Source organism: Oceanobacillus sp. FSL W7-1309 (assembly GCF_038002145.1).
GTDB lineage: Bacteria > Bacillota > Bacilli > Bacillales > Amphibacillaceae > Oceanobacillus > Oceanobacillus profundus.
This window is the reverse complement of sequence record NZ_JBBOBX010000001.1, coordinates 2602478-2615776: the sequence shown is the minus strand read 5'-3', so window position 1 is coordinate 2615776 and position 13299 is coordinate 2602478. Positions and strand designations below refer to the sequence as shown.

The 13299-nt window shown below is 33.7% G+C and carries 9 protein-coding genes, 14 tRNA genes and 1 rRNA gene; 4 read left to right on the top strand and 20 right to left on the bottom strand.

Annotated elements, in window-relative coordinates; genetic code table 11:
* Positions 1 to 262 (bottom strand): hypothetical protein (locus NST46_RS12690; protein WP_341137307.1); only part of this gene is annotated, 262 nt, incomplete at its 3' end.
* A 163-nt stretch (positions 263 to 425) separates the two neighbouring features.
* On the opposite strand from NST46_RS12690, the gene NST46_RS12685 reads away from it, so the two are divergent.
* Together NST46_RS12685 and NST46_RS12680 are read left to right on the top strand one after the other, a co-directional pair.
* The gene (locus tag NST46_RS12685; protein ID WP_341137306.1) at positions 426 to 623 is read left to right on the top strand and encodes a hypothetical protein; all 198 of its coding nucleotides are present in this window, start codon (positions 426 to 428) and stop codon (positions 621 to 623) included.
* Positions 624 to 646: 23 nt separating this feature from the next.
* Positions 647 to 1318, top strand: a complete 672-nt coding sequence (locus tag NST46_RS12680) for a hypothetical protein (protein ID WP_341137305.1) — start codon at positions 647 to 649, stop codon at positions 1316 to 1318.
* A 47-nt stretch (positions 1319 to 1365) separates the two neighbouring features.
* Here the strand turns inward: NST46_RS12680 and NST46_RS12675 are convergent, their stop codons facing one another.
* From NST46_RS12675 to NST46_RS12660, 4 genes are all read right to left on the bottom strand, one after another.
* The gene (locus NST46_RS12675; protein WP_341137304.1) at positions 1366 to 3897 is read right to left on the bottom strand and encodes an Eco57I restriction-modification methylase domain-containing protein; all 2532 of its coding nucleotides are present in this window, start codon (positions 3895 to 3897) and stop codon (positions 1366 to 1368) included.
* Positions 3898 to 3930: 33 nt separating this feature from the next.
* On the bottom strand, positions 3931 to 6582 hold the full coding sequence (locus NST46_RS12670) for an Eco57I restriction-modification methylase domain-containing protein (protein WP_341137303.1): 2652 nt from the start codon (positions 6580 to 6582) through the stop codon (positions 3931 to 3933).
* A 971-nt stretch (positions 6583 to 7553) separates the two neighbouring features.
* Entirely contained in the window at positions 7554 to 9035 is a 1482-nt protein-coding gene (locus NST46_RS12665) for a DUF3987 domain-containing protein (RefSeq protein WP_341137302.1), read from the bottom strand.
* A gap of 92 nt (positions 9036 to 9127) precedes the next feature.
* The gene (locus tag NST46_RS12660) at positions 9128 to 9460 is read right to left on the bottom strand and encodes a DUF771 domain-containing protein (RefSeq protein WP_341137301.1); all 333 of its coding nucleotides are present in this window, start codon (positions 9458 to 9460) and stop codon (positions 9128 to 9130) included.
* A gap of 243 nt (positions 9461 to 9703) precedes the next feature.
* Here NST46_RS12660 and NST46_RS12655 point away from each other — a divergent pair, with 243 nt between their 5' ends.
* Complete coding sequence (locus tag NST46_RS12655; protein WP_341137300.1) at positions 9704 to 10429, top strand: helix-turn-helix domain-containing protein; 726 nt, start codon at positions 9704 to 9706, stop codon at positions 10427 to 10429.
* Between the two features lie 31 nt (positions 10430 to 10460).
* Positions 10461 to 11573, top strand: a complete 1113-nt coding sequence (locus tag NST46_RS12650) for a tyrosine-type recombinase/integrase (protein WP_341137299.1) — start codon at positions 10461 to 10463, stop codon at positions 11571 to 11573.
* A gap of 159 nt (positions 11574 to 11732) precedes the next feature.
* On the opposite strand, the gene NST46_RS12645 is transcribed toward NST46_RS12650, so the two are convergent.
* The 15 genes from NST46_RS12645 to rrf all read right to left on the bottom strand — a co-directional run bounded on the left by NST46_RS12645 (position 11733) and on the right by rrf (position 13221).
* Positions 11733 to 11816 (bottom strand) — tRNA-Leu (locus NST46_RS12645).
* 7 nt (positions 11817 to 11823) lie between these two features.
* Positions 11824 to 11897, bottom strand: a tRNA-Cys gene (locus NST46_RS12640).
* Positions 11898 to 11907: 10 nt separating this feature from the next.
* Positions 11908 to 11982 (bottom strand) — tRNA-Gly (locus NST46_RS12635).
* A gap of 3 nt (positions 11983 to 11985) precedes the next feature.
* A tRNA-Gln gene (locus NST46_RS12630) sits at positions 11986 to 12060 on the bottom strand.
* A gap of 26 nt (positions 12061 to 12086) precedes the next feature.
* Positions 12087 to 12159, bottom strand: a tRNA-His gene (locus NST46_RS12625).
* Positions 12160 to 12173: 14 nt separating this feature from the next.
* Positions 12174 to 12247 (bottom strand) — tRNA-Trp (locus tag NST46_RS12620).
* A 14-nt stretch (positions 12248 to 12261) separates the two neighbouring features.
* Positions 12262 to 12346, bottom strand: a tRNA-Tyr gene (locus NST46_RS12615).
* Positions 12347 to 12363: 17 nt separating this feature from the next.
* A tRNA-Phe gene (locus NST46_RS12610) sits at positions 12364 to 12439 on the bottom strand.
* Positions 12440 to 12458: 19 nt separating this feature from the next.
* A tRNA-Asp gene (locus NST46_RS12605) sits at positions 12459 to 12535 on the bottom strand.
* A gap of 5 nt (positions 12536 to 12540) precedes the next feature.
* Positions 12541 to 12617 (bottom strand) — tRNA-Met (locus NST46_RS12600).
* A gap of 28 nt (positions 12618 to 12645) precedes the next feature.
* A tRNA-Val gene (locus NST46_RS12595) sits at positions 12646 to 12721 on the bottom strand.
* A 4-nt stretch (positions 12722 to 12725) separates the two neighbouring features.
* Positions 12726 to 12800: transfer RNA gene (locus NST46_RS12590), tRNA-Glu, on the bottom strand.
* A gap of 16 nt (positions 12801 to 12816) precedes the next feature.
* A tRNA-Ser gene (locus NST46_RS12585) sits at positions 12817 to 12908 on the bottom strand.
* 3 nt (positions 12909 to 12911) lie between these two features.
* Positions 12912 to 12986 (bottom strand) — tRNA-Asn (locus NST46_RS12580).
* A gap of 119 nt (positions 12987 to 13105) precedes the next feature.
* Positions 13106 to 13221, bottom strand: a 5S ribosomal RNA gene (gene rrf, locus NST46_RS12575).
* Positions 13222 to 13299 lie beyond the last annotated feature (78 nt).

The window sequence follows — 13299 nt, the reverse complement described above, 5'->3', positions numbered from 1 at the left end:
TATCATCGCCGTCTGGACCTGTATCACCATCGGGAGGTCCGGTATCATCGCCACCTGGACCTGTATCACCATCGGGAGGTCCGGTATCATCGCCACCTGGACCTGTATCACCATCGGGAGGTCCGGTATCATCGCCACCTGGAACAGCATCACCACCATCAGGAGGAGTAACTGTATGGTTCGAGTCTGGAAGTATGACATCAGGATCAAGGAATATATTAGACCTTTCAGTTAGTAGTAAACATGGAGGAATCGGAGGCATTGATTTACTTAATCCAACCCATATAGATCCCTTAAATTTTACTATTCGTTATCATGGTGTAGATTATTACGGGAATGTTATTATGTTTCCAAGTAAGAAGACTAAAAAACCTAACAATAGTTGGAGACTATCATTAAGGGGAAAGAGCACATCGGGACAAAAATTGACAGACTTTGCGCGACCGCTTGTTCCTAAAGGCCCAGGTCAATTAGCAAATTCTATTCTTGTTTTTGAAGAGATAGGACCAAACCATTATGAGTTAACGGTCGAGCCATTAACTCGATTGTCACATTATCAAAGTATAAGCTCACTTGTCGAACAGAATAAAGGGGCAAAAGGTAGATACTACGGTAAATTATAATTAGATAAGGGGGCATTAAAAAGATGACACCACGTAGGATACATGTTATTAAAGCTCCAACAAATAATAGAACCGTTTTTCCATACAGTCATTATAGTGATGAAGGGCATAACCCATTAATTTCAGCCCATATTGAAAATAATCATGTTATTTTAACTTGTGAGGATCTTTTTAAATTGAAACCAAATGTTCAACAAAATCCTAGAACCAGAGTTGATATATATATGCCAGGCTATGCGGGGTTAGAGTTAGGAAATGATATTCTAGCTTTAGTTGGAGCGGGTAATATTGCGGAACTAACAACTGTTAATCCTGAGGATTTCCGTAATGGACCTCAAACATTACCATTAATTGATGAGGCGAGAAGAGTCAGACAACACCAAACTATGATGAACATTGCTGGCTGTACAATAAATGGTAATTCAGGACCAGTTTATATGGATAGAGAGAGGCCAAATGAGGGTCACATTGAAATGGTTGGACCAGAAATTCATCTAGGGATACCTTTATCAAAAGTAAATGGTACTATAGATTTGGCGCAAACAAGAGAATATAATGTCCCAGAAACGGAGCTTAGGATTATAGGAGAAAGCAATCCAGTTAGAAAGGCATATGGTAGATTAACTATTTCGTTCGAGATACAACAAGCACAAAATCTTGCAGCCACATTAATTTTTTATGGCCAACATCATTAATACAATTAACTTATGGTATGCAAAGAAAAAACAGGTGCCCCCAAATATTAAGATAGGGGGCGGGCCTGTTTTTCTTTGTCAAAATACTGATTAACTTCGTGTTCAGAATAAAAGCTAGGAAAGCTTGATAGTATTATTTTGAACGTTGCTTCATCTATATCATATGTTAAGGCAATTAATTGATCAATTTCAGCAATAATTTGTTTGCGATTTGCACATTGTAACTGTTTTACTGGATATTTAATTGGCATTATTTCATTAGAGAACGTAATCATTCTTTCATCATTACCTAATAGTAGTGCCACCCTAGATGCTATATGGTCATATATTGTAGCATTAACACCATCAAAATTAATCGGTTTTTCAAAACGTTTGATAGATGGAACTGCGATTTGTTTTAATATCTTTTGTGTCAAATCAATTCCGTTTAATTTTAACCTCACCATGTAGTCGAAAATAACAGAATTAAATAATGATAATAATATTGTTAAAGATTTTTTGCTCTCCAATTGTAAAAACTGAACTGATTGAGATGCAGGGCAATGTGGTAATATAGTCGAAATTGTGGTTCTTCTATTAGAAGCTGATGTTAAGCTCCTCCACATTAGAGAATAATATTCTATATAATTCTTATTTAAAGATTTCCATTTGATTTTTTTAATGAAATATCTAGAAGTAGGAAGTATTGAAGAATCCTCTTTTTTATTTTCAGGAATTACAATTGAACTAGCTTTGTTACCATAACGCTCACTAAACTCAACACCCTCATAAGTTGAATACCTTCCATCATAGAGTTCAATGAATTTACCCTCGTATATTGGAATATTATCTTCTTGAGGTTCTCTATCTATAAAATCAGCATGGTTTGTAAAGTGAACTAATCTGCCATACTTACAGTCTGGAAATTCCCCTTCTAAAACAGGGTGTAGGGTATGCATTCTAGTCAAGAATGTAAGTTCCATTGGGTCTGTTACACTAGGAAGCATTCCTGTTAAAGGGTTAAGAAGATTTAAAATATCAGATGTTATATGCAGATCCTCACCATTTACTAGCAATTCATCTGGCGACGTTAATCCAGATTTATAATGAAAATAATTATTGTGATTTTCACCTAAGATAAGTACACAAAAACGCTCCCTATTATCAATAGCAAATATGTTTTTTCTATTAACGAAATCAAAACACCCAATTATAAGGTTTTGAGTCAGTAGAAATTTAAATATACCTTCATTTACTGGACTGACTATAATAGCACTTTTTACAATATAACAAACTCTACCTTCTAGACTAATGAATGAGGAAGCAAGTTCTGTAAATAAAGCATACGTATTTAATTCTCCGACTGCCGAATTTCTAAACAAAGTGCTTCCTTTAATTAACTCTTTTGAAGCCTCTAACTGGGAAACATATTTTTCATAATATCCATAAATTCGAGGTTGGGACTGCTTAAGTTTTTCAATCTCCTTTGCTCGATCATCTTTTTTGTTAAGTTTAGAAATATGTGGTGCCCATGGGCGGAAGAAGGACTTTTCTTCAAATCTAAGTTTTTCCCAGGGGGGATTACCAACCACTAGTTCAAAACCATCTTTTATTTCATCTTCGCGTTCTCCCCAAATTAATCCCAAATCAGTATGATATAGAAAACCAGCAGCTGTTAGTTTTCTTTTTTCTTCATCTGCAATTATATTAAACGGAGTGGGAATTAAAGGGTTACCATGAATAAATTGTCCATTAATCTTTTGTTGAACGTCCCGGTCATCCGTTAAAGAAAGGATTTCATTTTTGGCAATTTCCAGTGCGATAAAATCAATATCAACACCCCAAATGTTACTTATGAAAAGAGATATTAAATCTTCTTGTGTATCTGAAATATTTTCGGGGTCTGGCTGTAGAGGTAATATATATTTATTAATATAATCTATTACAGCCTTTAGGAAATGACCCGTACCACATGAAAAGTCAATGATTTTAGAAGATGTTAAAAGAGTAACAATATCATTAAATTGTAGTTTGTATTGTAACGGATTAAAAGAGAATTGAGAAATACCTAATTTTTCTTCGAGCTTCTGGTCTAATACTTTTCTTATTGATATTTCGGCTAAATATTCAGGCGTATAATACGAGCCAGAACGATTTCTACTAGACTTATCAGATTTTACATGGAATCCCGTTTCATCTAGAATCCATTCATAAGACAATAAGCTCTCATAAATCATACTTAAACTTATTTCATTGTAACAAAGTGGGTAAATTTCAATATACCATTTATTAAATAACTCTTGTTCAGAAGTATCTAACTTAAAATAGTAATTAAGTAAAACTGAAACCCATGGGGTCTTTTCTTTAAAAACTTTAATATGGTTAAGTAAATCGGTCCCATCAAGGGCAATCCTTTTATTATCACGGAAGTTCAATGAAGCGAGAATACCCATGGAAAGTGCAATTCTTTCACTCCGTATTGTAAATAGTACTTCTGGGTCTATTTTTACAAAAGCATTCTGTTGCGTATTAAATTTTGAATTTTTATTAATACTTATTTGAACGATGTTTACTATATCTGAAATAAGTCTTTTATTCATATCTCGATTTCCTCCACAAATATAAGAAGAAGTTTAGGATGTAACTAAACTTCTCCTAGTACGAAATTTTATACCAGAGGGTGAATCTAGCCTCTCTAATATTGGATTATTATAAAATACTCTTGAATGAATAGGCCAAAAGTTTTTATCAATCCAGCCTTCGATATCCTTTCTTTCAAGGAAAGGAAGTATCTTAGTTATTTCTAATGTTATATCTTCTAAATATAATTCTCGATTGTTAAACGTATTTTTTTGAAACCCAAATAAAGAAAGTAGAGCTTTATGCAGTAAATCATCATAATACATTTTTTTAACTTTTTGCATTGAATGTAAATCTTTAATAATAAACTCAAAGAGAAATTTAGGGTTTACATGTAAAGTGAAAGATAGGTCCTCAAGTATACCTTCCATACCAAAGATAGTCTTTTTATTTGATCCATACTGGCATGACTTACTAAGTATATTTGTTATTAGTTTATCAAGTTCTTGGGATGTAAGATTAATTTCTTTTTGTGTGTTTTTAAAAACCGGTTTGCCAACTTTTTCAGTCACTTTTTGTACATCTTCTAAAGTCATCTTCAGTTCATTTTGAACGTATAGGTCAATATCGTTCTCGACTTTCAGTCTTTCTAACTCTTCATATAAATCCTTCTCTATATTATTATAAAAATAATCATTAACGGAATGTATCTTAGAAAAGTCAGGCTGAACAAATTCCTCATTGGTTAACTTTCTACTTAAATAAGACTCTTTTAGGTTATAGCATCTTTCTCCCATTTCTGCTAACTGTTCAGAACTTATAATGCTTTCAGTAACAGGCAATTTTCCTATATATCCTGCAGCGATTGTATATTTAGGTGTTAGCAGTTTTATAAAATAGGAGACAGTACGTGTGTTTAAGTACGCAAGGTGTGCAAATTTATTACCCTTATGAATTCGAATTCCAGGGCCAGAGGCAATAAACTTTTGACCTTCTTTTAAGATCCTTACACTAAGACCACGTGTACCAGTATCACTGTATACCAATTCAGTATCATTCATATATTGTAAATTACGAAGGGCAGAACCGGGATGTTGTTTTATATATTCTGCTTCTTCCCCCCATTTAACTTTATATATATTAAGTCCGCTCCATTTTGAGTAACCTCCACCTTTACTTACAAGTTTCCAATCGGGGTCATCTTGGCGGTTCCAAGAATAATCTATAAACTTCTTGTTATCACCAGTAGAAGTTCCTTGCATCGGCGTCGCATATTCTTTATAAGGTGTTAGATTTTTAAAATAATGATTTATATTACTACTTGATTCGTATTGAAGAACATGTCCTTCATTCTTTAGTAATTCATTTTGGGAACGATAATATATAAATTTATCTGGTATAGTTTCTTCTAAAAGATATTCTTCTTTAAGTTCAAGCGAGAGAGAACTTAATTTAAGGAATTTCGTATCCGATTTAGGTGGCTCTTTAGTTAATAGTGTTAAAGCAACATTTGTTTTTTCACCATTAATATCAAAGAATGAATTTGACCCCAAATCAACTACTTCAATTAGATTGTTCTCTTCCAAGTATTTCTTTCTAATTTCTGAATAACTAGAAAGGAACATCCAGCTTGTTTGGTTAACAATTCCAACAATCCCTTTATCAGTTACCAATTCAGTACAGCGAAGGATAAATGCAATACATAGGTCCCCTTTTGAATAAGGATAATTTTCTTTAAGGTAATTCAACAAATTTTTACCCATGTTACGTTTCCCCATAAACGGAGGATTTGTTAATACCGCTTGATAGATCCCCTCTTTAAAAATCTCTTTATAAGACTCAGTCTCCCCGTTACTAACATTCAATACATCTATGTCTAATGAATAGCATCTTAATAAAGAGCCAATCTCCTCGGATTGTTTTTGACTAGTATAAATAGAAGGGCAAATATCTAATTGGTTAGGGTTAATAAAAGAAGCGGCCTTCAAATAAATATTCAATGTAGCAACTTCGGCTAGGTCTTGATCAATGTCATAGCCAGTAAGTACTTTTTCTACAAGTTCATTAATTAGTTTTAATTTTGATTCTGCTTTTGGTGCAAAATGATTATAGAGTATTTCTAATGCATGAACTAAGAAATTCCCCCCACCACATGCAGGATCCAATATTTTTAATTCACTTAGTTTGACTTTGGTTAAATCAAATTGGCTTAAAGCATTGTTGACTAGATATCTAACCATATAGTCTTCAGTAAAAAACTGAGTTGCTGGTGCAATTCCTTCGCCTTCAATTTTTTTACCTTCATTTAATGATTTAGCATAAACCTCTTTTTCTTTGTCGTGCTTTAAATATTGATATGCCCATGCTAAGACGTTATCTAAGGAGTGCTCTATTTCATTAATATAATTTGATATCTTAATAAAAGATTTGTTTGGGATAATCTCTAGACTATTTGTTATTCTTTTAGTTAAAAAGGGAAACCTGTTAGTTAAGTAACTTATCTCCTCATTATATACTTCATTAAAATCACTCTGGTTTTTTAGCGTTACAACCCTTTTATGTTGTAAACGACCTAGTATGCACACAGCAAAGATAGAGATGATCGTCATATTATATTTATTTGCGGTTGAATCTATATTAATACTTTTATTAAAAGCAATTTCTTTACACAATCTTTTTAACTTTCTACGCTCATTTAGAAACAATTTTATTTTCCTCCTAAAAGCTTACCTGAAATAACATTATATCATATCATCATAGACATATATCGACAATACAATTTTATAGATAGTTGCGATTTTTCTCTGGATTAAGTGTTAACTTATAGTTTATTACTTCCAAGTTTAGCTTTCCCTTCCTAGAGAGTGCAAATCCTGTATATCGTTACGCTATTCTGCAAGTTTTCGGATAGCTAACAATATACTGCACTCTATATTTTAATTCCTTTAACATTATTAAACAGTTGATCTTTAAGGGTTTAGCGCACTTTTTCAGGGTAAAATTTATGGTAAAATTTATCTGTTTTGCAGATGAGTAATTTTTACCCTTATTCCATCTGAATAAAAGGTAAAAATTAGGGTGAAAATTCTCCTAGTTTTTAATAATACTGACTTCAACAATTCCTCTTTCATTCCCCCCTAACATTAAAACGTGAAGGTTCTTATATAAAAATAGTGGTAAGTACGTTTTAATACGATTCCATTCTATGCGCAGTTTTGCTTGAAATTCCGATTTCACAACTTAATTACACATGATATAATAGACCTAGATAAAACAGTTTCAGCGAATGACTTTTATCATATTCCTACACCCTGCCCTCCCTTAATGGTGGGGTTATGCGTATGCCCCTAAATCTTTAATCTATTTAATAATCTATAGTTATTCTCCTTTCATAAACACTGTCCAGCCCTTTATCTATAAATGTTTTTAGCATCGAGGAAATTTAAATGTAAACATATGATTATTAAGAATACTAAATTGTTTACAGTAAATAACTAAAATTCATTTGAACCTTAGGTATAAAAAGATATAAAGTGTATACATTATTTCCAACCAATGTATACACTTTGAAATCATTTTCTTGTTAAACCCTTGAAAAATACTGATTCTAAATCTGTCTATTTGTACACATTTATATGGATTGATAACCAAATATTTGTTAAAATAAAACTATACTTTAGTTAATACTTGTCCTTACGAAGCGTATCGCATCTTTGTAGGACATTTTTTTTATTTCTGGATTTAACTCTACGGTTATTTTACGCCCCTGTTGACTCACTTTTAATAACTTGTGTTCCTGAAGTTTTTCATACATAATTTCTCGCTGCTCATTATTAAATCTCTTTATATTATTATTGATAGTAGTTGCACTTATTTTTCCATCTAAACCAAAATGATTATTAATTTGAATCAACCGTTTAAAGAAAAACTCTAATTCACTTTCTTTAAATGTCTTATATTTCTCCTCTGCGATCTTCTTAAAATGAGTATAGTAATAGTCAAATAACAACCTTGCTTTTTCAATATCTTCTTTTTCTAAGGATATATAATCTTTCTCGTTCTTATCGATAATAGCTCCTGCTAATTTTATTAAACAAATTACCTTAATAATATTTCCACAAGCCTTCATTAGCCATTGTTGAGTAGTATAGGTAACATCTTCATATGATTCATAAATTATATCCAAATAAAACTTATCAAATTCATCCCATGCATTTGGATCTACAGTAATAGTCTTTGCGTTCCTGTTATCTAATTCAAATAATATCTGAATGTTTTCTTCAAATGTAGTAATTAATGAATTAAACATTTTATTGTTGAGAGAAATCTTCTCCTTTGGAAAACGTTCGGGAACTGAAACCAAAAATCTTTGTAACAGTCCTCTGCCTTCATGTTTTTTTAACTTTAAAACTTCTTGAGGTTGAGTAAATAAACAAAGTGTTAGTAACGGATGTTCAAGACTGATATCTTCAGTAGATGAACGTAATTTGTCATAGCTTGTTCCTTCCCATCCTTTAAGATAAATATCGATACTATCCACTTTGTATTTTCCATCAAGATGATCAAACATTTCAGAGGCTTCTGCAGTTGCTATTGTAAGTGTTTCCTCATTTAATTTAAGTAATTCTGCAACTCGTTCCTGGGTGACATCGCCACTGATTATAAACATCTTTCTGAAAAGTGATTTCTCTAAATCTATAATTTCTTTTTTCAATTGCTTAATTTTTTCTTCATCATCTTCTTTTCCTTTATTAATCAATTTATCATATGAGCTTTTCTTAATATCCAACTCACTTAAAATCACTGGCTCTTTTTCCCTAACTTTTCTCAGTTGTAATCTTTGTAATTCTACTAGCTTCTGATAAATTCTATTAAGCACAGTATCTTTTTTTGAACCAGGGTCACTAGCAAGTAATAAATATAAATTTAATTCTTGTGTCCAATTTAAATTTTCGTATTTGAACTTATACTTTCTTACCAATGATGTAGAAAGGATTGATAGAACTGCAGTTGCCGCTAAATCAACCTGTGTATTTAATTCCTTAGATATCCCTTCTACAAAATCTTTAATCCAATCTGGAAAAACATTAATTGGGAATGACGGCATTCTGTTTACTACTAATCTTTCTGGCTTTTCCCACTGAGAATGACCATTCATATAAAATACACCTCATTAATTAAGATTATTAAGTTATCAAACTACTTAAATAGATACATTGTTAAATATGGATTTTAAGCTAATTAGGTCAATTAAGACACTTGTAGCTCTCCAAATATTCTATAAAAGTTTTTGTCTAGAAACTCAGCAGTTTTTGTTGCTTGAAAGGACCAAGTTTGTCCTTTTTTCTTCGGATAATAAACAAATCCGCCATTATCTACATCCAATACTTTTCGAAAATGAGTTGGATACAGGATATTTTCTTTAATCCATTCGCTTTTCTTGTTAATTCGATTCTCAAGATCCTTCATTGTCCAGTAAACACCTTCAAGATCTTTTTTCTTTAATTCCTCTAATTCTACTTTAGAAATTAAAACCTGATCATTTGGAATTGGAATATTTAACTCTACATTCAAGCGTTGCATTATCATAACCTCCATATAAAATTTTATTTTAACTAGCTATCGGAAAAGCTTTTATTAAATCATTTTATCTCCCCTTCCAAAACTTAAAATTCATATTTTGCGTTTTACATCACAATTATAAAATCCACTATATATAAAGTCAAGTTCTATCGTGATCAAAAACCCATATTTTGCGTTTTATATTGAGAGACAGTGTTTATTCGTGTACAATAAAAACATCTAATTATTTTAGGGGGTTACTTTATGACGAACGACAATGAATTAGGAAACTACATAAAAGAATTAAGGGGAGGCCATTCAATTAGAAGGGCTGCTAAAATGGCAGGTATTAGTCCTAGTTACTGGTCTGATTTGGAAAGAGGCTATGGACGCGCTAGTGGAAAAGCTGTGAATCCAAGTATGGATATTCTAACAAAAGTTGCTGACACTCTTTATGAACTTAATGATGGAGCATTTCAAAAAGCAGGAATTATTATTGATTTCATGAATCTTACAGAACATAATTATAAATACGAAGTTGAGGTTCAAGGAAATAGTGAGTATGAATTTATAAGTAGTGATTCTAATGAACCTACTTTAAAAAAAGATAATTTTAGCTACCCAATAAATGACCTTTTTTTTCATTTAATGAGTGATCATTTAAATAAAAAGTTTTTTAACGGTGTTCCTTTAAGTAGTTCAGAATTAAAAAGGTTAAATTCAATTATTGAACTTTTCTTAGAATCCACATATAGAATTCCTGTTGAATCATATAACAAGCTTATCAGCCTAGTCGGAAAGAAAAGTCTAGATGATCTATTAAAGGTTTACAATATATTGAAATTAGCATTTTTAAATAAAAACCAAATCACTTCTTTTGACGATTTTGTATTAAATGCTTTAGAAATAGAGTTAAATATTATAGATATTGATATTAGCCATGCATACCAAGTTGCTGAAGAGCTGTTTAATGAAAATACACAGGATTAATTAACAGTCTTTAGAAGGGAAGTATGTCAAAATGGCGAGCTTTGATAAAAGAGGAAAAACATGGCAATTTACAGTTAGTAGGATGATTAATGGGAAATATAAGCCAATCAGAAAAGGTGGTTTCAAAACAAAGAAAGAAGCCCAAGTTGCTGCTTCAGAAGTCGAATTGGAATTACAAAAAGGAGTAGCACCCAAATTAAAACCAATTTCTTTATATGAATACTTTGATAACTGGTATAAAGTTTTTAAATTTGATGTTGTTAACAGTACAAAAACACATTATGTATATACTCTAAATACTATTGAAAAGTATTTTGGTCATATTCCTATTCAACAGATATCTAAAGAAGAATATCAAAAGTTTTTAAATATGTTTGGAGAAACACACGCAAAAGAAACAGCAGATAAGATTAACGGTCATATTCGAGGTGCAGTTAGGGAAGCTATTGATGAAGGAATCATTAGAATAGACTTTACTCGAAACGCAAAAGTTATCGGTAAGGTTCCTGCTAAAAAGAAATCAGAGAAATATTTAAATTATGTTGACAGTGAATTATTATTAAAAGAGTTAAAAAGCAATCTGTCAAAAGGACTGGGATACTATCTACTACTTCTTGCATTAACAACAGGCTTGAGATATGGAGAATTAGTAGGATTAACTCACAAAGATTTTGATTTTAAAAATAACACTTTAAGTATTAACAAAACATGGGGTTACAACAAAAAAATGCATGAAGGATTTGGTCCAACCAAAAACCCTCAATCTGAAAGAATTATTAAAGTTGATAAAGTCACAATGACTATATTTGAAGACCTTTTCAATATGTTAGCCGATAACGAAAATGAATTAGTTTTTTACAGCCCTACTTCTAAATACAAAGTAATAAGTAATACAAACACAAATAAGCTATTACGAGCTATTTTAAATAAGTTGAATATAAAACCAATTACTGTCCATGGATTACGCCACACACATGCTAGTGTATTGTTATACAAGCGTAATTCAATTCATTATGTTAGTGAAAGACTGGGTCATGCTGATATTGAAACAACATTAAAGGATTATACACATGTTATTAAAGAATTAAGAGAAGAAGATGAAAAAGTTATGACAGATACTTTTGAGCAAATGTTATCTGGTTAATTATTGTGTAAATAGTGTGTAGAAAATGTGTAGAAAAATTTTAAAACCAACCTTTTTCAAGCGAATTCTCATATAAATGAAAAAGCCTGCAAAAGTTGATATACCAACATTTACAGGCTTCTTATTATTCATCTAAAAACTCTAAAAAAGTACTAAAGATACCGGTGGTCGGGGTCGAACCGACACGTCCGTGAAGACACGGGATTTTGAGTCCCGCGCGTCTGCCAATTCCGCCACACCGGCATAGGTATGGAGGCGGTAACCGGATTTGAACCGGTGATAAAGGTTTTGCAGACCTCTGCCTTACCACTTGGCTATACCGCCAAAAATAAAATGGAGCGGAAGACGGGATTCGAACCCGCGACCCCCACCTTGGCAAGGTGATGTTCTACCACTGAACTACTTCCGCATATGGCTGGGCCACTAGGATTCGAACCTAGGGTACACGGGATCAAAACCCGATGCCTTACCGCTTGGCTATGGCCCAATCAATAAATTTGTTAATTATATGAGGGCGATCGATGGGGATCGAACCCACGTGTGCCGGAGCCACAATCCGGTGCGTTAACCACTTCGCCACGACCGCCATATAATTGTAAATGGCAGGGGTAGTAGGAATCGAACCCACATTGACGGTTTTGGAGACCGTAGTTCTACCGTTAAACTATACCCCTATTATTTATTAAAATGGTGGAGGGGGGCAGATTCGAACTGCCGAACCCTGAGGGAGCGGATTTACAGTCCGCCGCGTTTAGCCACTTCGCTACCCCTCCAACTAAATTGAAGTAAATGGTGGCTCGGGACGGAATCGAACCGCCGACACACGGATTTTCAGTCCGTTGCTCTACCGACTGAGCTACCGAGCCATAATTAAAATATTTTAAATGGCGGTCCGGACGGGACTCGAACCCGCGACCTCCTGCGTGACAGGCAGGCATTCTAACCAACTGAACTACCGGACCATTTTTGGTTGCGGGGGCAGGATTTGAACCTACGACCTTTGGGTTATGAGCCCAACGAGCTACCAGACTGCTCCACCCCGCGGTATGAAATAAAGTATTAAGATGAAATATGGTGGAGGATGCAGGGCTCGAACCTGCGACCCCCTGCTTGTAAGGCAGGTGCTCTCCCAGCTGAGCTAATCCTCCATATTGGTGACCCGTACGGGATTCGAACCCGTGTTACCGCCGTGAAAGGGCGGTGTCTTAACCGCTTGACCAACGGGCCTTATTTTATGTAATAGTGGCGGAGAGCGAGGGATTCGAACCCTCGAGGCCGCGTAAACGGCCTACACGATTTCCAATCGTGCTCCTTCGGCCACTCGGACAGCTCTCCGTATGGCTCCACAGGTAGGATTCGAACCTACGACCGATCGGTTAACAGCCGATTGCTCTACCACTGAGCTACTGTGGAATAATCCAAAATGAAATCTATTTGGTTTTTCAAACATAAATTGCTCGTCCCACCAAATGAGATATTTTAGAGTAGCTTCATTCCTGTCATACAGCTCTTGTATGGTAAGGAATTTACTTGCCTGGCGGCGTCCTACTCTTGCAGGGGCAAAGCCCCAACTACCATCGGCGCTGAAGAGCTTAACTTCTGTGTTCGGCATGGGAACAGGTGTGACCTCTTCGCTATTGCTACCAGACAATATAATTATCACCCAAGTGAACCTCAAGAAAATCAGTGACAACCAATATTATAATCGTTTTTGAAAAAAAATCAA